Annotated in this window: 17 protein-coding genes and 1 pseudogene; 9 read left to right on the top strand and 9 right to left on the bottom strand. The window is 45.8% G+C overall.

From position 1 onward, the window contains the following. Nucleotides 1-497: 497 nt before the first annotated feature. Both COW15_RS18520 and COW15_RS18515 read left to right on the top strand, forming a co-directional pair. Nucleotides 498-671 (top strand): hypothetical protein, encoded by a 174-nt coding sequence (locus tag COW15_RS18520; protein WP_006082106.1) that lies wholly within the window; start codon nt 498-500, stop codon nt 669-671. A 268-nt stretch (nt 672-939) separates the two neighbouring features. Then, on the top strand, nt 940-1,200 hold the full coding sequence (locus tag COW15_RS18515) for a hypothetical protein (RefSeq protein ID WP_293634849.1): 261 nt from the start codon (nt 940-942) through the stop codon (nt 1,198-1,200). 29 nt (nt 1,201-1,229) lie between these two features. Here COW15_RS18515 and COW15_RS18510 read toward each other — a convergent pair whose 3' ends face one another. Further along, nucleotides 1,230-2,159 carry a pyridoxal-phosphate dependent enzyme gene (locus COW15_RS18510; protein WP_293634847.1) on the bottom strand — a complete coding sequence of 310 codons (930 nt, stop codon included), beginning with the start codon at nt 2,157-2,159 and terminating at the stop codon, nt 1,230-1,232. 271 nt (nt 2,160-2,430) lie between these two features. On the opposite strand from COW15_RS18510, the gene COW15_RS18505 reads away from it, so the two are divergent. Continuing rightward, the gene (locus COW15_RS18505) at nt 2,431-2,838 is read left to right on the top strand and encodes a YccF domain-containing protein (RefSeq protein ID WP_293634845.1); all 408 of its coding nucleotides are present in this window, start codon (nt 2,431-2,433) and stop codon (nt 2,836-2,838) included. Between the two features lie 30 nt (nt 2,839-2,868). Here the strand turns inward: COW15_RS18505 and COW15_RS18500 are convergent, their stop codons facing one another. The 5 genes and pseudogenes from COW15_RS18500 to COW15_RS18480 all read right to left on the bottom strand — a co-directional run bounded on the left by COW15_RS18500 (nt 2,869) and on the right by COW15_RS18480 (nt 7,564). Further along, nucleotides 2,869-3,747, bottom strand: a complete 879-nt coding sequence (locus COW15_RS18500; protein WP_293634844.1) for an alpha/beta hydrolase — start codon at nt 3,745-3,747, stop codon at nt 2,869-2,871. Next, nucleotides 3,744-4,772 carry a M14 family zinc carboxypeptidase gene (locus COW15_RS18495; RefSeq protein WP_293634842.1) on the bottom strand — a complete coding sequence of 343 codons (1,029 nt, stop codon included), beginning with the start codon at nt 4,770-4,772 and terminating at the stop codon, nt 3,744-3,746. The genes COW15_RS18500 and COW15_RS18495 overlap by 4 nt, the downstream gene beginning before the upstream one ends. An 83-nt stretch (nt 4,773-4,855) precedes the next feature. Beyond that, nucleotides 4,856-5,224 (bottom strand): annotated as a pseudogene (locus COW15_RS18490) (transporter substrate-binding domain-containing protein); the annotation flags it as partial. Between the two features lie 90 nt (nt 5,225-5,314). After that, nucleotides 5,315-7,042, bottom strand: a complete 1,728-nt coding sequence (locus tag COW15_RS18485) for an AMP-binding protein (protein WP_293634838.1) — start codon at nt 7,040-7,042, stop codon at nt 5,315-5,317. 123 nt (nt 7,043-7,165) lie between these two features. After that, nucleotides 7,166-7,564 (bottom strand): DUF6508 domain-containing protein, encoded by a 399-nt coding sequence (locus COW15_RS18480; protein ID WP_293634836.1) that lies wholly within the window; start codon nt 7,562-7,564, stop codon nt 7,166-7,168. Nucleotides 7,565-7,816: 252 nt separating this feature from the next. On the opposite strand from COW15_RS18480, the gene COW15_RS18475 reads away from it, so the two are divergent. After that, nucleotides 7,817-8,281 (top strand): EVE domain-containing protein, encoded by a 465-nt coding sequence (locus tag COW15_RS18475; protein WP_293634835.1) that lies wholly within the window; start codon nt 7,817-7,819, stop codon nt 8,279-8,281. 84 nt (nt 8,282-8,365) lie between these two features. Beyond that, nucleotides 8,366-8,704: a hypothetical protein gene (locus COW15_RS18470; RefSeq protein ID WP_293634834.1), complete on the top strand. Its 339-nt coding sequence runs from the start codon at nt 8,366-8,368 to the stop codon at nt 8,702-8,704. 49 nt (nt 8,705-8,753) lie between these two features. Here COW15_RS18470 and COW15_RS18465 read toward each other — a convergent pair whose 3' ends face one another. Next, on the bottom strand, nt 8,754-9,668 hold the full coding sequence (locus COW15_RS18465; protein ID WP_293634833.1) for a LysR family transcriptional regulator: 915 nt from the start codon (nt 9,666-9,668) through the stop codon (nt 8,754-8,756). Nucleotides 9,669-9,871: 203 nt separating this feature from the next. Between COW15_RS18465 and COW15_RS18460 the strand changes: the two genes are divergently transcribed. Together COW15_RS18460 and hppD are read left to right on the top strand one after the other, a co-directional pair. Beyond that, nucleotides 9,872-11,032 (top strand): homogentisate 1,2-dioxygenase, encoded by a 1,161-nt coding sequence (locus COW15_RS18460; RefSeq protein WP_293634832.1) that lies wholly within the window; start codon nt 9,872-9,874, stop codon nt 11,030-11,032. Between the two features lie 73 nt (nt 11,033-11,105). Further along, nucleotides 11,106-12,146, top strand: coding sequence for a 4-hydroxyphenylpyruvate dioxygenase (gene hppD, locus COW15_RS18455; protein ID WP_293634831.1), 1,041 nt, complete (start codon nt 11,106-11,108; stop codon nt 12,144-12,146). A 158-nt stretch (nt 12,147-12,304) separates the two neighbouring features. Here the strand turns inward: hppD and COW15_RS18450 are convergent, their stop codons facing one another. After that, nucleotides 12,305-13,732 carry a diguanylate cyclase gene (locus COW15_RS18450; protein WP_293634830.1) on the bottom strand — a complete coding sequence of 476 codons (1,428 nt, stop codon included), beginning with the start codon at nt 13,730-13,732 and terminating at the stop codon, nt 12,305-12,307. Between the two features lie 299 nt (nt 13,733-14,031). Between COW15_RS18450 and COW15_RS18445 the strand changes: the two genes are divergently transcribed. After that, nucleotides 14,032-14,655 carry a LysE family translocator gene (locus COW15_RS18445; protein ID WP_293634829.1) on the top strand — a complete coding sequence of 208 codons (624 nt, stop codon included), beginning with the start codon at nt 14,032-14,034 and terminating at the stop codon, nt 14,653-14,655. A 75-nt stretch (nt 14,656-14,730) separates the two neighbouring features. Here the strand turns inward: COW15_RS18445 and COW15_RS18440 are convergent, their stop codons facing one another. Continuing rightward, nucleotides 14,731-16,008, bottom strand: a complete 1,278-nt coding sequence (locus COW15_RS18440) for a GNAT family N-acetyltransferase (RefSeq protein ID WP_293634828.1) — start codon at nt 16,006-16,008, stop codon at nt 14,731-14,733. Between the two features lie 106 nt (nt 16,009-16,114). Between COW15_RS18440 and ggt the strand changes: the two genes are divergently transcribed. Continuing rightward, nucleotides 16,115-17,854, top strand: a complete 1,740-nt coding sequence (gene ggt / locus COW15_RS18435; RefSeq protein ID WP_293634827.1) for a gamma-glutamyltransferase — start codon at nt 16,115-16,117, stop codon at nt 17,852-17,854. Nucleotides 17,855-18,256: the final 402 nt, after the last annotated feature.

Raw genomic sequence — 18,256 nt, 5'->3', positions numbered from 1 at the left:
ATAGCCAGAAACAATTCACGTCAACTCAATATTAATCAACAAATAATCACATTGAATAAAAATTAAACTTGCATAAGCTGTTTTTGTTGATATACTGCACGTCGTTTTGAGATACACCTTGTTGTTTACCTTTTTAAACCAGCCTGACCATTAGCAATCAGAGTTCGGTCCTCATAAAGAAAGCCTACTACAAGCAAAACCCCATAAGCTCAAGCATTCGATACCACTAAAATCATGTGGTTATGTCTGTGAACTTACTGTTCTCCACGTTGTCATAGTATTGTCATTAAGCTATGGTCAACTGGCAGAATCAAGTTATTCCATTGGCATAATCGACAGCATGTATTATTTATCGATTAAGCATCTCTTGATTAATGAATCAAAGATGGGGTAACCTCGATACTCAATAGAACGAATCTTTCGCACAATTGCTAAGGATATTTTATAGTTACAACTATCTCACCTATGGGTGAATTAACAAAAAAGGAGTGTGGCATATGTCATACAAAATTAATGGACATGAAATTACAGTGAACTTCCCTGTAGATTCAATCTCAGTAAATAAAACCTCAATTGCTTTTACCGATAGACAAGGTAAAAACAGACAGACTTTTTCTAAGCGTACAGAAGCCATCAGCTTTATGAAATGGTTATTGTCAGCAAACAAATAAGTCACCTTAGTACCTTAATACCGCTTGCTTAAACAAGGTTAATTCGGTTTCCATTTCCCTCACCGTACCGATAACTTAAGCAGCCGATAGCGAAATATCACGACTTGCTATCCCACGACGTCTCTTTGACGAAACCCATTTGGTTCTGGCTATATCTTGCTCACACAGATATCTGCCGAACCAAATGTGTATATCAGACCCAGATCACTTATTTTCATTTCCGCATTCGCTAATATTCGTACTAGAAGCCCCCGTTCAACACTGAGTCATGCCAAAACCCAACACAAAAGTCGCTATGCAGGACATGATTAGCTTAATTAAAGACAGCATTCCATTTCATTTAGATGAGGCGCAAATGTGCCAGGGAGAATGTTTAGGTTGCTCGAAAAAAATGCTTGAAATGCTCGATGCAGAAATAAGCTACTGGCAATATAGTGAGTTTCCCCCTAGTTTAAAGGACTTAAAAAACCTCGAAAAAATGGGCGTTCGAACCTATAAGATCCTGAAACGAAATCGCCTCGTTCCCTAATAATATACGTGTTTTATTGCGCGGTTTTCTTAAATATCACTTGCGAATTTACGCTGATAACGTGGCAACATGGTTTCGTTCCCCAATAATCCGCCTTGATGCAAATACATCACAACACCTGGTTCACTACGCTGTAAATAATCCTCAAGCACAATAAAACCTAAGGGATCGTAGAGCAGGTCAAACTGCACCCCTGAGGCGCAGACCCGCTGCCACATGGCATAAAATTCCGGATAAAGTTTTCCAAAATGGTATTTCTTGCCCACATTCACTATCTGTGGATGTTCTCTGATATCTGAATTCAGCATCGAAAACTGTTGCCTCAGATAGGCATCCCCGCCAACAACAGCACAGGTCACGACACGAATATCCGTTTGTTGCCGAATAAAATACTGATTTAAAAACAGCGCAGTGGTCCCCGTTCCCGAGGGTAAAAACACCTTTAAATCCGAGATATTATGCATTTTTGACCACACGACTATCTCGTTTGCGAGTATGCTCACGCCATATTCGGCGTAACCACAGCGTCCGCCTTCGGGAATAAAAAGCGCTGCGGGCTCATAGGGTAATACCTGCTGTTCGATATACGCTTGGCACCGAGTCCCCACATCCGGGTTCAAGCCCCCTAACCGACTCAAATCGATAATATTGGCGCCATTCGCCACTGCTGCAGCATAATTTCCCGAAGGGTTGTTAAGGATATGGCTAGCGATATGATCGACATAAAAATCACACTGCCAACCTTTGATGCTGGCAAGGGCCGAGAGTGAATAAAGGGAGTTAGCCTGTGGTGAGCCATGACAGATCACTTTTTTAACACCGGTAAATTCATGTGCTAAAAAATAGGCAAACTTACGGGCCTTATTACCACTAAAGTCCGGATGCAATAAATCATCACGTTTTAGAAAAATGTCTCGGCCGGCAAAAAACATCTTTTCTACGGGGGTATTAGCGAACATCAGGGCACTCAAACGATAGACGTCTTGATCTCTCAAAGGTATAGGCTAGTGTAACGTCCCTTTACAAAACATGTCCTTAAGAAATTAGCAATTTCACGACTTTTTGGTGAAACTCACAATCAGCACCGAACAAAAACAAGTTAAGCAGCTGATTATTAGTAATAAAATAACTGGCACAATTCTCGCTATATCAATATTAACGTTCGGCGATGGCATAGTACCCAAGCCATAGGCCAATAAAACAAGTCTGTAAGATAATAAGGAGTTTTCCATGGCGCTTTTACGCTTAGTATTCAATATTGCGTGGTTTGTCCTAGGAGGGTTTGTGATGGGACTGGCTTGGTGGCTCGCCGGTATTTTGTGTTTTATCAGTATTATCGGCATTCCCTTTGGACGCGCCTGCTTTGTTATCGGTGAGATGACCTTCTGGCCCTTCGGTCAAGAACAAATGAATCGCCGCCATCTAACGGGACGTGAAGATTTAGGCACTGGCGCCTTTGGCATGATAGGCAATATTATTTGGTTCTTACTCTTCGGGATCTGGTTAGCCATAGGCCACTTAGTCCATGCCCTCGCCTGCTTTGTGACCATAATCGGGATCCCATTTGGGATCCAGCATATTAAATTGGCACTGTTAAGCCTCACCCCAATAGGTCAAACCGTAGTGGCTAAAACTTAATAACCAACGGAGCTTAACCGAAGATAGGCGCTATTCACATTCAACATTGGATAGCGCTTTTTTATCCCATGCCAGCAGCCCGGTCTCCTTTTGCCTCAGTTCTTCATCCAGTATGTGAACATTATTGATGCTTGTTTCGGCCAGTAAAGTGGATTTGGGGAGCGCTACCGATGGTGCCAATGCCAACAGATAGTGTGTCAACTTAGCAGGCACATCGATCGCCGCATCATGGCCACAATAGGCCAATACGATTAATGCGGTTTGAAAATGCCTTGCCAAGGCTCGACTGGATTCAATACTCACTAGGGCATCACGGTCACCGCAAAGTATGCTAACCGGGACAAAAAGTGTACTTGGGCATTGATAGATAAATGCCGCCCAAAGTTGGCGCCATGTGTTACTCAAACTGGGGCAAGACGTCTTACGCAATTGGCTCCAATGGACAATAAGATGCCTATCATTGCAGTGACGAAAACTGGTCAAACGTACAATAGTCGATTCTATCGGGTTCAGATCTTTGCCTTTTTTCCTCAAGAAAACCGCTTTGAGGGCATTAATTAGATTAAATCTTTGATACCAAGGTGATAAATTAGCAGCGCTACTGTTCAGGATAAATACCTGTTTTATCTGCCATGGTCGCTGGCGTGCCATCTCCATTGCCAACATTCCCCCCATGGATAAACCGAGCAGATATAAGGGTTCAGTTTCACAGCAGTACTCATCGATTTGCTGCCATACCGCCGCGGCATAGTCGGCGATGTTCAGCGGACTCTTTATATGCGTGAGCCGGCCATTTCCGGGAAGATCGGGTGTTAAGACTCTCAATCCCTTCAGCCGAAGACGCTGATCAAAACCATGCCAATGACGCTGATCTCGCATTAAACCGCGTAATAACACCCAAGTCGTCATGACTTAGCCTCCCGATACCAAAAATGCTGTGCGCTATGGGCCAATTCGGCTAAACGCTCAGGTGATAATTGCTCTAATTCCTTAGCATAGGCCACCTCCATCAAAAATTGCATCAGCACTGTGTGCCTGCGCAAAATCCTGTGGTGACGATGGGTTTTCTGTGGATTAAAAAAACCTGCAAAATTAAAGATCTGCCTTGGATTTTTTTTTATCCATGCCCAAGATCCCATTTCAAGTGTCAGTGGCAAAAAGGGCACCCTAGCATTCGACGTCTCCCCCAGATGCTGGCGATAGAGATAATCCCAAATATCCCCGTGGGTACGATAAAACTGGCTCTGTGGTGCTAATCGATAATGACCGTGGTGGGGATAGCTCATTTCAAACAATTGCTTAAGGTGAAAGATAAAATGAGCATTCTCAAAGGCGGCGCGGGTATGGGCATAGGGAAACCAAATATGATCGCTCAAGCCGAATCCTGAATGAGCATCTAATGAAATCAAACTCGTACTACGCTTGAGTAGCTGTTGCACATAGGCAACTAAAGCAGCTGTCTCAAGTTCCATTCCGCCAATGCCGCGAAACCATGGCAGACGGGGGGATAAACGCTGACCTCCAACCATAAAAGACACTTTTTCAGTGGATTCTATCGGGGCATTGCGCATCAAATCCACTTGATTGCCATTACCTCGGGTTTCCAGAAACAAACCGACAGGGTTGACCACAGGGACAAAGGCGAGCCTTATTCCCGTCAGTAATTGTTGTAAATGTTTATCCCACACCAGGCGTTGCAGCAAACTGCTCAGCAGCGCCAACATCACCTGAGCACCAATGCGCTCGACGCCGTGTACACCACCGACAAACAACACGGTTGGACATGGCTCGACAATCACCCCAAGTTCAACACTATAGAGTGGGAAATGTTCATTGCGAAAGGGAATGTCGGCGAGGATTTGGTACTGCAACTGACGATGATGAGTATCGATCAGTTGTTGCAGTGTATCTAACTCAAAGGGAAGTTTATCCATATCATCCAGAATAATGAGATGAGCAATGACTCATACCGTTAAACCGATGCTAATGGCAAATTACGACAGCGGTATGACAGGAACTATTCCATTACAGCGTCGTCATGGTAGAGCAGATCATTGGCTAGGGCTTCGACATCAATTTGTGCCAACCCACGATCGACTATGTCCCGCCAGCGACGGCCTTCATCATTGTTTCTAAAGGCAATATAAAGTTGTTTATTTGCAAGAAGCTGTCGATTAATTTGCAGCTTATCCGCCACTGGCTGCAGATTTTTTTGTTTCAATAAGTAATGCAACACATTCACATCGATTACCGCCGCATCAACACGGCCTGCGGCCACTTTTTTAATATTATGTTCGTCCGAAGTGACGGCTTCTACGGGTTGGACACCCGATACGATCATGCTATCGAGCACATCGGTATTCACATAATCTTTCACGACACCTATGGGAAAGTGAAGAATTATGACAAATTATATAACTCAAGCCGCCTATGCGGCTTGAAAGGGCATAATCAAGATAATCTCATGCTGGTAGAGTTATGCATTAATATCTTGATATAGTTCTTGGTACATAAGCTCACGCATTTTGAATTTTTGGATTTTACCTGTCACAGTCATAGGATACTGATCCACAAATTTGATATAGCGCGGCACCTTAAAGTAGGCAAACTTCTCGGTGAGGAAATGCCGAATATCCGCCTCTGAAATCGTGACTCCTGAGCGAACTTTGATCCAAGCACAGACTTCCTCACCGTATTTATCGCTTTGTACCCCAAAGACCGCCGCATCCTGCACATCCTTATGGGTGTAGAGTTTCTCTTCAATCTCACGGGGATAGATATTTTCACCACCGCGAATGATCATATCTTTAATGCGGCCAACAATTTGCACATAACCTTGTTCATCCATTTGACCAATGTCACCCGAATGCAACCAACCCTCACTGTCTATGGTTGCCGCCGTTTTGCCGGGATCGTTCCAATAGCACTGCATAATGCAATACCCCCGGCTACAGACTTCGCCGGGTTGGTTAATCGGCAGTACTTCGCCAAATTCATCGACGATTTTCACTTCGGTATGGGGCAATGCTCGCCCCACTGTCAATACCCGCTTTTCGACCGGCGAATCTATCTCAGTAATATGATTGAGCGGACTGCATTCAGTTTGACCGTAGCCAATCAGCACTTCCCGCATATACATCAGGTTTTGTACCCGGCGCATCACCTCTTCTGGGCAAGTCGCCCCCGCCATCACGCCGGTTCGTAGAGAACGCAAATCAAAACGCGCAAACTCAGGATGTTCAAGCTCGGCAATAAACATGGTAGGAACACCATGTAAGGCAGTACAACGCTCATTTTCAACAACTTGCAACGTCGTGAGCGGATCGAAGGACTCTCCAGGAAACACGGCCGCGGCGCCTTTGGCTAAACATACTAAATTGCCAAGCACCATGCCAAAACAATGGTATAGGGGAACGGGAATGCAGAGTTTATCGTGACAGGTAAATTTCATCGCCTCTGCGACTAAATAACCATTATTCAAAATGTTATGGTGGGATAGCGTCGCCCCTTTCGGGCTGCCCGTGGTACCAGAGGTGAACTGGATATTAATCGCATTGAGGGGACTTAATTCCTTACCGATACGCTCGAGGTTTAGCTTATCATCGGCGGTCACCTCGACGAGCAGGTCGTCAAAATTCAACATACCGACGGATTTCTCAGCGCCCATGCGGATCACAAATTCTAATTCTGGCAGCAAGTTAGCAGTTAATTTTCCCGCTGGGCAAGTGGTTAGCTCAGGCGCCAATTGATATAACATCTCAAGGTAATTGCTGGATTTAAACCTATCGGCACAAATGACTGCGCGGCACCCCACATTGGTTAAGGCATACTGCAGTTCTTCAGGACGATAAGCTGGGTTAATACACACCATAATGGCGCCAATTTTAGCGGTCGCATATTGGGTTAAGCACCATTCAATATTATTGGGCGACCAAATCCCCACCCTATCGCCGGGTTTGATCCCAAGCTTGAGCAGCCCCGTCGCGAGCGAGTCGATTCGCGCGAGATACTGACGATAATTCCAACGAATATCTTGATGATGAACCACGACAGCGAGCTGATCTGGATAAGCTTTAGCAATATCATCCAGATATTGGCCTATCGTTTTATCAACGAGTTCGGGTGTTGTTACACCGTGAAACTCGCTGTATTTGAGTGGTGTGGGCTTGAGAGAATCGCTTGCTTGCTGAGTTGAAACAGACATTTAGGCCTCCGTGCATTTATTATTATGGTTAGCGAGATCCAAACTAACCAATCCACGGATTAGGTCACAAGTAAAAAAGCGCCTTATTAGACTAAAGAATATGGCAATCCATTCGCCATGGGGTTAACGATTGATAAATTCAAAATGAGTATCCGATTTAGGCACATTCAAACTTTGGAGTCGTTCGACAATCGCCAGCAGAATACCTTGGCGACGCATATTTTCTAACACACCGGGGCTAAAAACTTCTAAGCGCGTCATGGCGGTCAGCAGCAACTTGCATTGGGCAATACTTGCATCGCGAATATAGGCGGGTTTGTCGACTAAGTAGCTGTTATTATACCAGTAGTCCCAGGTGAAATTAGCTAATAACCAGCCTTGGGTGGTCAAATCGTTGATGAACTCCAACATGCGATCATGGTGTAAACTCACATCGCCCGCGGTGAGATCTTTGAGATATTTAGTGTACAAACCACAGTCAGACGTCATTGTTGGAGTTACCGTCATTGTTGAAGTTACCATAGTGCACCTCATTGATTTGGGTTATCAAAGAGCCAGTGAACAAGCTCGAAATTGACGTTTTACCTAATACACTGAAAACTGCATAAGGCATACCAAACATCATTGATGCCCACAGGGTAAGCCGTGCTATCTGAACAGCAACTTAATCAAGCCAACAATAGCCATACATATGGTTAACTAGGGTACGAGGAAAGATTAAGTTAAACTCAAGGACATTAAAGCGATTAACAGAAAGAGCAGTAAGGAAACAAGATGAACTATTGGCTAATGAAATCAGAGCCCGATGAATTCAGCATCGATGATCTTAAGGCTTGTCCGAACCAGACCGAAGCTTGGTTTGGCATTCGCAACTATCAGGCGCGTAATTTTATGCGTGACACCATGCACATAGGCGACAAAGTGTTTTTTTACCACTCAAGCTGCAAAGTCCCTGGAATTGTAGGGATTGCCGAAGTGATGACACAGGCCTATCCCGATAGCAGCGCCTTCGATCCCGAATCAAAATATTTCGATCCTAAGTCCGATCCGACGAAGCCAAGGTGGCTAAGGGTCGACATTCGTTTTGTCGAAAAATTTAATCATATTATTCCCTTAAGTCTGATTAAAAGCCTGCCGCAATTGGCCGATATGTACCTCGTTTCCAAAGGTTCAAGGTTGAGTATTCAACCTGTTACTAACGAACAATGGCAGGCGGTACTCATGTTAACCCGTCAATAAACCCGATGACATAGCACGTTCAGCTAAGATTCATTTAAGAGACTCTATTGTCACCATATCAACTAAACACCTTTTGGAGCATGGATGAATAAATTAACATCAGTGATTATCACAGGTCTGGCGTTCAGCCTAATGACCCCCATGTTAGCCTTTGCTAAACATGACCATGAACAGGGCAAGAAAGACAAAGATTTACCACCAGGGTTACAGAAAAAAGTGGCTCATGGAGAACCCCTACCACCAGGCTGGCAGAAGAAACTTCACCGCGGCGATATTCTTGACTATGACATCTATGACCGTGGCCGTATTGTCGTTCCTTTAGATAAAGATGGCAGGATCAGCATTCAAGTCGAAGGTTCTATCATTAAATTAGATGAAAAAAGCCGTCAAATTCTCGATATAGTCAATATCATTACCGATTAATGATAGATAGAACTCACAGGTAGCACGCCCGATGGGCGTGCGCCTTCATTTATCCTAAACCCACGCCATTAAACTGCTCTGCCTTAGCAAATTCTTCTAATATCAACTCGGTAAAGAGTTGCCCAGCACGCCTTAATGGCCTTTCTAACGTCGAGACTAGCTGTGGAATAAAGGTGTAGCGGCTGCCACCGACAAAATCGATTTCAACTAATTCCCCCTTAGCCAACTCTTCTTGTACTAAGAAATCCGGCAACCAACCAAAACCCAGCCCTTTTAATAAGGCGTTCTTCTTCATAATAAACCCTGAAAGATAAAACACTTTATCACCACCAAACTGCATTTCATCCCGATAGCTTTTATTCGGTGACGAGTCTTCGATAGTCAATTCCACATGCTGCTGCAATTCAGGCAAACTAATTTCTTTAATGACCGCGAGGGGGTGGGATGCACTCGCCACCAGAATACTGGTGATTGCGGGCAACGGCTGCGGATGGTAATAGGGGCCAGTGCGATAATCCTTCACCAGCATAAGGTCGGCATTATCCCGCTCAAATCTATGCTGTACACCGCCTAGAAATTCCATATTGAGCTGAATTTTTGTGGGGATATGATGCTCCGCCATACGCTTAAGCGCCGTCATTATTGGCTCCATTGGCAGGGCACCATCTATGACTAATTCCAGCTTAGGTTCCCAGCCTTCACTAAAGCGGCTGGCTAAATGTTCAATATTTGCAAGGTGTTGCAGTAATCTTTGCCCCTCGGCCAAAATCACCCGCCCTTCTGACGTCAACTCTGCTCGGTATTGCTCACGGCTAAAAAGCGATACACCTAAGTGATCCTCTAACTTTTTAACTTGATAACTCACCGCCGATTGTGCCTTGTGTAACCGCTCAGCCGCCTTGGCAAAACTGCCCTCTTCCACCAGCACCTGCAGCACATTAAAAGCATCAATATCGATGCGCATAGTCACTCCTTGCTTGTCATGGAAACACTACAATTCGTAAAGATAAAAGTACCATCTAATTTTTAGATTGAGATAACAGATTTATTATTCTTTTTTTTGTTCATCCAAGCAACTAAATTGATAACAAGATCACACTAATGCAACTTGCAGCATAACGACCAGCGATGTAGGCAAGCCTGCAACGCAACATTGAAGGAATAACCATGCCATTTTATGTGAAACAAGGCCAAATACCCCAAAAGCGCCACATCGCATTTGAAAAGGAAAACGGCGAGCTATACCGCGAGGAGCTTTTCTCTACCCATGGTTTTTCCAATATCTATTCCAATAAGTATCACCACAATATGCCGACCAAGGCGTTGGAAGTCGCGCCCTATAGCCTAGGTCATGGTGCAAACTGGGAAGACTCCCTAGTGCAAAACTATAAACTCGACTCCCGCGAAGCCGACCGCGAAGGCAACTTCTTTAGCGCCCGCAACAAGATTTTTTATAACAATGATGTGGCCCTCTATACCGCTAAAGTGACCACAGATACCGATGAGTTTTACCGTAACGCCTACGCCGATGAAGTGATTTTTGTCCACCAAGGTGAAGGCACTCTCCTGAGCGAATACGGCACGATTAGCGTCCAAAAGTGGGATTATTTAGTCATCCCCCGCGGCACAACTTATCAACTTAAATTCAACGATTACAACAATGTGCGACTTTTCGTTATAGAGTCATTCTCTATGGTGGAAGTGCCTAAGCATTTTCGTAATGAATATGGTCAGTTATTAGAATCGGCACCTTACTGCGAGCGCGATTTGCGGGTACCCACATTGCAAGATGCTGTGGTTGAGCGCGGCGCCTTCCCCTTAGTGTGTAAGTTTGGTGATAAGTACCAACTCACCACGCTCGAGTGGCATCCCTTTGACTTAGTGGGTTGGGATGGTTGTGTCTACCCTTGGGCATTCAATATCACCGAATACGCGCCAAAGGTGGGTAAAATTCATTTGCCGCCGTCGGATCACTTAGTCTTTACCGCCCACAATTTTGTGGTATGTAACTTTGTGCCGCGTCCCTACGATTTTCACCCGAAATCGATTCCAGCGCCTTATTACCATAACAATATCGATAGCGACGAAGTCTTGTATTACGTCGATGGCGATTTTATGAGCCGCACCGGAATCGAAGCGGGTTACATGACCTTACATCAAAAAGGCGTGGCCCACGGGCCGCAACCGGGTCGCACCGAGGCCTCTATCGGCAAAAAAGACACCTATGAATACGCAGTGATGGTGGACACCTTCGCCCCACTGAAATTAACCGAACATGTACAAAATTGCATGAGCAAAGACTACAACCGCTCTTGGCTAGAAGACTAGCCCTAAGTCACCAAGGCTCCCTCTGGAGCAATGAGAGTGATAGCGTGTTGCACACATAAATGAGGAAAGGATCATGGCAAGCGAACTCAATCCACTGGGCTTATTAGGTATCGAATTCACTGAATTCGCCAGCCCCGATAGCGATTTTATGCATAAAGTCTTTATTGATTTTGGTTTTTCCCTGCTGAAAAAAGCCAAAAATAAAGACATTCTCTATTACAAACAAAATGATATTAACTTCCTACTCAATACTGAGCGCGAAGGATTTTCGGCTAAATTTGCCAAATCCCATGGTCCTGCCATTTGTTCTATGGGCTGGCGTGTCGAAGATGCGAGTTTTGCCTATCGGGTTGCCGTTGAGCGCGGTGCAAAACCCGCCGATGACGCCAATAAGGATCTGCCCTATCCCGCTATCTACGGCATTGGCGACAGCTTAATTTATTTTATCGATACATTCGGTGCGGATAATAATATCTATGCCACTGATTTTGAAGATTTAGATGAGCAAGTGATCACCCAAGAGAAAGGCTTTATTGAAGTCGATCACTTAACCAACAACGTCTACAAAGGCACAATGGAACATTGGGCTAACTTCTATAAAAATATCTTTGGTTTTACCGAGGTACGCTATTTTGATATCAGCGGCGTACAAACCGCACTCGTGTCCTACGCCCTGCGCTCTCCCGATGGTAGTTTCTGTATCCCCATCAACGAAGGTAAAGGCAACGATAAGAACCAAATCGATGAATACCTCAAGGAATACAATGGTCCAGGTGTGCAGCACTTGGCCTTTAGAAGCCGCGATATTGTTAAATCCTTAGATGCGATGGAAGGCAGTTCAATCCAATGCCTAGACATTATTCCCGAGTACTACGACACCATATTCGATAAGTTGCCACAGGTGACTGAGGACCGTGAGCGCATCAAACATCACCAAATTTTGGTGGATGGCGATGAATCCGGTTATTTACTGCAGATCTTCACTAAGAATCTATTCGGGCCTATTTTCATCGAAATTATTCAGCGTAAGAATAACTTAGGTTTTGGTGAAGGCAACTTTACCGCCCTGTTCCAATCGATTGAACGGGATCAAATGCGCCGCGGCGTATTGTAAAGCTCCCCAAATAAAAAACGGTGCCATTGGCACCGTTTTTTATATTAATAACATAACCCATTCGAGCAAGTTAACCTGAGCGTCGGGACAGTCCCTATACATTGACGCATATTCGTCTCAACTTACGCTGCCATGCAATCCTAGATTCAGCCCTATATTCAGACTAGGTCTGTTGCCGCTTCGAATTTAACAATGCAATTTTTTCCCTTCGCCTTTGCTTGATACAGGGCTTTATCGGCTAAGTGTAATAGGGCCTCGCCCTCTGCTCCAATACCACGCTCCGCCCAACCAATGCTGACGGTGCAATAAATAGTACTATCCTCTGCGGCAATGGACATATTCGCCAACGTGCTGCGAATGCGCTCAAGCAAAGGGAAGACTTGCGCTTCATCGATATCCTTTAACACTAAGGCAAACTCCTCTCCACCTAAACGCGCGGCAATATCTTGGCTACGGCAATGGTTATGAATGATCTGCGCCAACAGTTGGATCACCCTATCACCCACACTGTGACCATAGGTATCATTGATCGCTTTAAAGTTATCCAAATCCAGCATCGCCACACTGCAGTGACCTTGATATGCATTTTCTGTCGTCAATTGTGCGAGTTGCGGCATAAAAGCACGTCGGTTCAGCAGGCCAGAGAGGGGATCATATTGGGCTTCTTTTTCTGCCGTTTGCTTATCTTTTTCAGAACGTCGCAACTGTGCCCGCTGCAGTGAAACCCCAAAAATGGTCAATGCCGATGACAATACAAAGGCCATCATCTCTGCATTCGTCTGTACTTGTGTTTGGTTAATAAATGGTCCAACACCTTGCGCCGTCGCTAAAATCATAAACAACATAGATAAGCTGCTAAATATTGCGAGGTAAAAGCGAGTGACTTCAAAGGCTAAAACCACTAAAAGCGGTGGAACAACATAGAATAACCACCCCAAGTCAAACAATACGCCCACAATGCAAAACAGGGGCAAGCCAATAAGAGGTAGCAGTATATGGCGCTTGCGTTCAATCTTTAGGGCATGAACTTCCATCCAACCGGCATAGATCTGATACACCAAGACGATACCCAGTATGTCGGCGAAAAAGAACATTTGCCCCATATCCCAAAAAGCCGAAGGCGCTATGTAATGCCCCAGCACTAAATTCCACGATAATAGGCCGCTGGAGCATAAAATAGGTACTATCCCAGCCAGTACAACAAATTTGAGTAAATCATTAGCGTTACGGGCACCATAGGGTAAAAAACGGCGCAGTAACAGTAAAGATAAGGTTGGCGCCAGGGCATCGACTAATGCCGCCACCGATGTATGCAGCACAGATAAGGCCATAGAATTTTGAAGTAACATGCCCTCAATATTGAGTAGAAAACTGCCGATAAAAATCAGCCCCAAGGCTCTAAAACCCCAAATGAGCAACATGACTAATGCAATGCCTGAAGGTAACCAGATAAGGGTGATATTTGACGGTTGCAAACTAAAGAGTGTTTGCCCCATAAAACCTACACCGTAATACAGAACCGCCGCGAGTATAAGCGATAACAGACCCTCCTTTGCAGGAAGGTGTCTTGATAAAAGTGTCTTCAATCCGTCTATAAACTCCGTTAATGTGCCGATATCACTATAGCGAATGAAAGGCCAAGTTGGGAAACTCAGCAGACCTGACGCCAAAACTCAGTTTCGTATAAACGGCTTCATCACTTTACAATTATTTATACCACTGGCAACTTGGCGAGTATCCAATAGGGTGAGCTTATGATTGTTGTAGCATGATTTACACACTAAGTTACAGTTACTTGCCTAAACATCAGTGTCACGCATTGGCTAAATCGCCTATTTTCATTACACTAACGGCCCTCTAGTACAGACTCAAGACGAACCGAACCATGCCAGATGTTGCCTTACTCGCAGTGTTTATCCCGACCTTTTTCTTTGTTGCTATCACGCCGGGCATGTGTATGACGCTTGCCATGACGCTGGGGATGAGCATAGGCGTACGTCGCACCCTGTGGATGATGTTAGGGGAACTCGTCGGTGTGGCATTAGTCGCCACCGCGGCCGTGATGGGCGTTGCCAGCATCATGCTCAACTATCCGGAAATATTTCAAATTTTTAAATGGGTTGGCGGCATTTATTTAGGCTATATCGGCGTACAGATGTGGCGTGCTCGCGGCAAGATGGCCATGTTAAGCGATGACGACACTAACCCCAGAGCCAGCAATGTGACCTTAATATCCCAAGGCTTTATTACCGCCATTGCCAATCCTAAAGGTTGGGCATTTATGGTGTCACTGCTGCCCCCCTTTATCAATGCCGAACGCGACGTTGCCCCCCAACTTATCGCATTGCTGAGTATTATCATGGTGACAGAGTTTACTTCCATGCTCGCCTACGCCAGCGGCGGCAAAAGCCTGCGACTCTTCCTAAGCCGTGGTGATAATATCCGTTGGCTAAATCGAATTGCGGGTAGCCTTATGATAGGCGTAGGTATTTGGTTAGCCATAAGCTAATCGGCCAGATCCACCACACAACCGCAGGCTAAATGCACCGCGGTTAAATAGCTTGATAAGCGATCTACAAATCCGTTAGATCGCTTTTTTATAGGGCAGAATGTCTCGCATCTGCACTATATATTGCTGCATTTGCTCGGTTTCCTGTATGACAAAATCCGCAATCGCCGCCTTAAATCCCGAATGGGCGATGTTATGGTAGGAATATATCTCTACAGGTTCAAAGCCGCGCAGCACCTTATGCTCACCCTGTGCGCCCGCATCAAACATTTGGAACGCATGTTCAATACAATATTGAATACCTTGGTAATAGCAGGCTTCAAAGTGTAAGCCGTCGAGTTCGACCCTCGTGCCCCAATAACGACCGTATAAGCATTTTTGCCCTTGAGTATGCTCGCCTTTGAGGTACAAGGCGCCAGCTATCATCTCGCCCTTTGCATCTTCTACCACTAACAGTAGGATGTGCTCGGCTAATTGCGCCCCCAACTGCTGAAAAAATGCCGGGGTTAAGTAACCCCGATGGCCCGAGCGCTTAAGATACGTTAATTGATAACATTGGATAAATGTTTGCCATTGCAAAGGGCTAATCTGCTCACCTTCAACAAAATGAAACTTAAGATTAAAAGGCTGTAACTGTGCCCGCTCCTTCAAGATATTTTTACGTTTGCGCGAGCTAAAGCCCGCCAGAAAGTCCTCAAAATTCCGATAACCGCGATTATGCCAATGGAACTGCGTGCCTAAGCGCCTAAGGATCGGAGCCGACAAGCACTCAAATAAGGGGGCTTGTGACGATGCCACAAATAAACTGTGCCATGAGGACAGCTGGATATCATCCCGCCCTAACATAAGCTGACGATTCAATGTCAGCAGCAAGAGTTCGGCTATACGCATTTGCTCCACATTGGCTAATTCGGGCTGAATGCCCAGCCGCCGTCCTTGCACAGGGGTAAACGGGATCGCATTCACCCATTTGGGATAATAATCCAAGCCATGGCGCTCATAAGCCTCTGCCCATGCCCAATCGAACACATATTCACCATAGGAGTGGGACTTTTGGTATAGGGGCATCACGGCTAAAAGTGGCAAATCGATAAAATGCTTCGCGCCCTGTGAACTCAAGCTAATGCTATCGTCGTTAATCTCAGCATACTCAAGACTAGCAATCCCACTGGCATCAAATACGCACAGATGTTTAGGGATCCAACCCGTTGCAACGCAGGCAGAGCCACTCTGTTCAAGCGCCAACAAAAATTCGTGGCGACAGAAGGGGTTCGCCTTGCCCATCACAGCATTCCACCCATGGGATGCAATATCAGCGATTGAACTCGCAAAGGCCAAGATCAGCGGCTTCATTAGGTAAATTCTCATCCTTAGGGTGATAAGCAAACATATGAGGTTGCAATTAAGCCTAATTCTCGGCACATTGCATAGCCATAAGAAAATAAATTCAGGATTGAATATGCGTCCAACAAGACCGTTTAGACCTCTTATTCTCGCCATTGCCATGGCTTTACCACTGCTATCTTTCCCGACGCTTTATGCCGATGAACCTTCAATTTTCAGCCAGATGGCCACAGCACAACCTGTGTGGGCCAAGCATGGCATGGTTGCCAGCCAAGAAGCCCTCGCCAGTCGCACCGGTGTTGAGATCCTAAAGCAAGGTGGTAATGCTGTCGATGCGGCCGTGGCGGTCGCCTTCAGCTTGGCGGTCACTTTACCGCGGGCAGGCAATATTGGTGGCGGCGGTTTTATGTTGGTGCATATTGCCAAAGAAAACAAAACCATCGCCATCGATTACCGCGAAATGGCCCCATCCAAGGCGAAAAAAGATATTTTCCTCGACGAGAATGGTGACGCAGTAGAAAAACTGAGCCGCGAGCACGGCCTTGCGGTAGGCGTCCCTGGTACGGTAATGGGTATGAGCTTAGCCCTTGAAAAATATGGCACAATGACACTTGCTGAGGTCACTGCCCCCGCCATTAAAATGGCTCAGGAAGGTATTAGTGTGACCCCCGATTTGGCCGTGTCCCTCTCTGGCCTAAAACGCCGTATGAGCCAATGGCCAAGCACTGCCGCGATTTTCTATAAAGCCGACGGCAGTGACTATCAAGTCGACGATATTTTAAAACAACCCGAACTCGCTCACTCGCTACGCCTTATCGCTGAAAAAGGCACCAAAGGATTCTACGAAGGTGAAACCGCCACTAAACTCATCAATGCAGTGCAGGAAGCTGGCGGCATTATGACCTTAGACGATCTTAAAAATTATAAGGTTGTCGAACGCGAACCCGTGCGCGGCGAATACCGTGGCTACGAGGTTGTGTCTATGCCGCCCCCTTCATCGGGCGGCGTACACATCATCGAAATGCTCAATGTACTTCAGCAATTCCCCATCGATAAGTTCGGCCACAACACCGCCCAAACGATCCATCTGATGACGGAAACCATGAAGCAAGCCTATAGCGATCGCAGCGAATACTTAGGCGATCCCGACTTCTATAAGGTGCCCGTCAAAGCCTTAACCAGTAAGGACTACGCCCAAAAAATCGCCAGTAAAATTGCCATCAATAAAACAACACCAAGCGCCGAAATCAAGCCAGGTAAACTCACCCCCTATGAAAGCGACCAAACCACTCACTTCTCGGTGGTGGATAAATGGGGTAATGCCGTTTCAAACACTTACACCCTAAATTTCAGCTACGGCTCAGGATTAGTGGCAAAGGGAACTGGCATTTTGCTCAATAACGAGATGGACGATTTCTCAGCTAAACCCGGCGTACCAAACGGCTACGGTTTAGTTGGCGGCGATGCCAACGCGGTCGAAGGCAATAAGCGCCCACTCAGCTCAATGAGCCCCACTATCGTGATGAAGGGTGGCAAACCTTTCCTCGTCACTGGCAGCCCGGGCGGCTCACGCATTATCACCACCACACTGCAGATCATCATGAATGTGATTGATCATGGATTAAACATCGCCGAAGCCAGCAATGCAGCCCGGGTGCATCATCAATGGCTGCCCGATGAGCTGCGGGTCGAATCCAGCTTAAACCGCGATACCATATCCCTGCTCGAAGCCAAAGGCCACAAAGTGAAAGTACAGTCCGCTATGGGCAGTACGCAATCAATTATGGTGACCGAACAAGGGATTTTTGGCGCGTCAGATCCACGCCACTCGGGTAGCGAAGCTATCGGTTACTAGAATATCTATGATGCGGTTTTAGTGTAAAGAGATGAGCGAATGCAAACTCGCTTCAAAAAGCCATGCTATACATCACTGTATAAGCAGGGCTTTTTACTATTTTGAATAACAGATTATCGTACTGAACCTAGCTCACCTTTTGACCTAATAGTTTAGGCAAACTGTACGGGGTGACCTGTTATTTCAGTCGTTGGGATTTTAGCATTTGCTGATATCCACTCACACAGGCTTGCCATGGCATTCGCTCGTCGACTCGCAGCCAGTCCGTCCGTGGATGCTCGACCGCCCCGTCTGATGTGAAAGGATGCACAAATGCCGCGATGGCATGGATGCCAAAAAGAGATGATTTATGACCACACCTACTTTTGATATCAATGCTGCCATTCAAGCGCTACGTGAAGG

This window comes from Shewanella sp. CG12_big_fil_rev_8_21_14_0_65_47_15, assembly GCF_002783505.1.
GTDB lineage: Bacteria > Pseudomonadota > Gammaproteobacteria > Enterobacterales > Shewanellaceae > Shewanella.
Note: the sequence above shows the minus strand (reverse complement) of the source record. Positions and strands in the feature narration are given on the sequence as shown.

Coding starts and splice junctions, on each gene's coding strand:
- COW15_RS18520 (WP_006082106.1), top strand. CDS start 498: ATGTCATACAAAATTAATGGACATGAAATTACAGTGAACTTCCCTGTA.
- COW15_RS18515 (WP_293634849.1), top strand. CDS start 940: ATGCCAAAACCCAACACAAAAGTCGCTATGCAGGACATGATTAGCTTA.
- COW15_RS18510 (WP_293634847.1), bottom strand. CDS start 2,159: ATGTTCGCTAATACCCCCGTAGAAAAGATGTTTTTTGCCGGCCGAGAC.
- COW15_RS18505 (WP_293634845.1), top strand. CDS start 2,431: ATGGCGCTTTTACGCTTAGTATTCAATATTGCGTGGTTTGTCCTAGGA.
- COW15_RS18500 (WP_293634844.1), bottom strand. CDS start 3,747: ATGACGACTTGGGTGTTATTACGCGGTTTAATGCGAGATCAGCGTCAT.
- COW15_RS18495 (WP_293634842.1), bottom strand. CDS start 4,772: ATGGATAAACTTCCCTTTGAGTTAGATACACTGCAACAACTGATCGAT.
- COW15_RS18485 (WP_293634838.1), bottom strand. CDS start 7,042: ATGTCTGTTTCAACTCAGCAAGCAAGCGATTCTCTCAAGCCCACACCA.
- COW15_RS18480 (WP_293634836.1), bottom strand. CDS start 7,564: ATGGTAACTTCAACAATGACGGTAACTCCAACAATGACGTCTGACTGT.
- COW15_RS18475 (WP_293634835.1), top strand. CDS start 7,817: ATGAACTATTGGCTAATGAAATCAGAGCCCGATGAATTCAGCATCGAT.
- COW15_RS18470 (WP_293634834.1), top strand. CDS start 8,366: ATGAATAAATTAACATCAGTGATTATCACAGGTCTGGCGTTCAGCCTA.
- COW15_RS18465 (WP_293634833.1), bottom strand. CDS start 9,668: ATGCGCATCGATATTGATGCTTTTAATGTGCTGCAGGTGCTGGTGGAA.
- COW15_RS18460 (WP_293634832.1), top strand. CDS start 9,872: ATGCCATTTTATGTGAAACAAGGCCAAATACCCCAAAAGCGCCACATC.
- hppD (WP_293634831.1), top strand. CDS start 11,106: ATGGCAAGCGAACTCAATCCACTGGGCTTATTAGGTATCGAATTCACT.
- COW15_RS18445 (WP_293634829.1), top strand. CDS start 14,032: ATGCCAGATGTTGCCTTACTCGCAGTGTTTATCCCGACCTTTTTCTTT.
- COW15_RS18440 (WP_293634828.1), bottom strand. CDS start 16,008: ATGAAGCCGCTGATCTTGGCCTTTGCGAGTTCAATCGCTGATATTGCA.
- ggt (WP_293634827.1), top strand. CDS start 16,115: ATGCGTCCAACAAGACCGTTTAGACCTCTTATTCTCGCCATTGCCATG.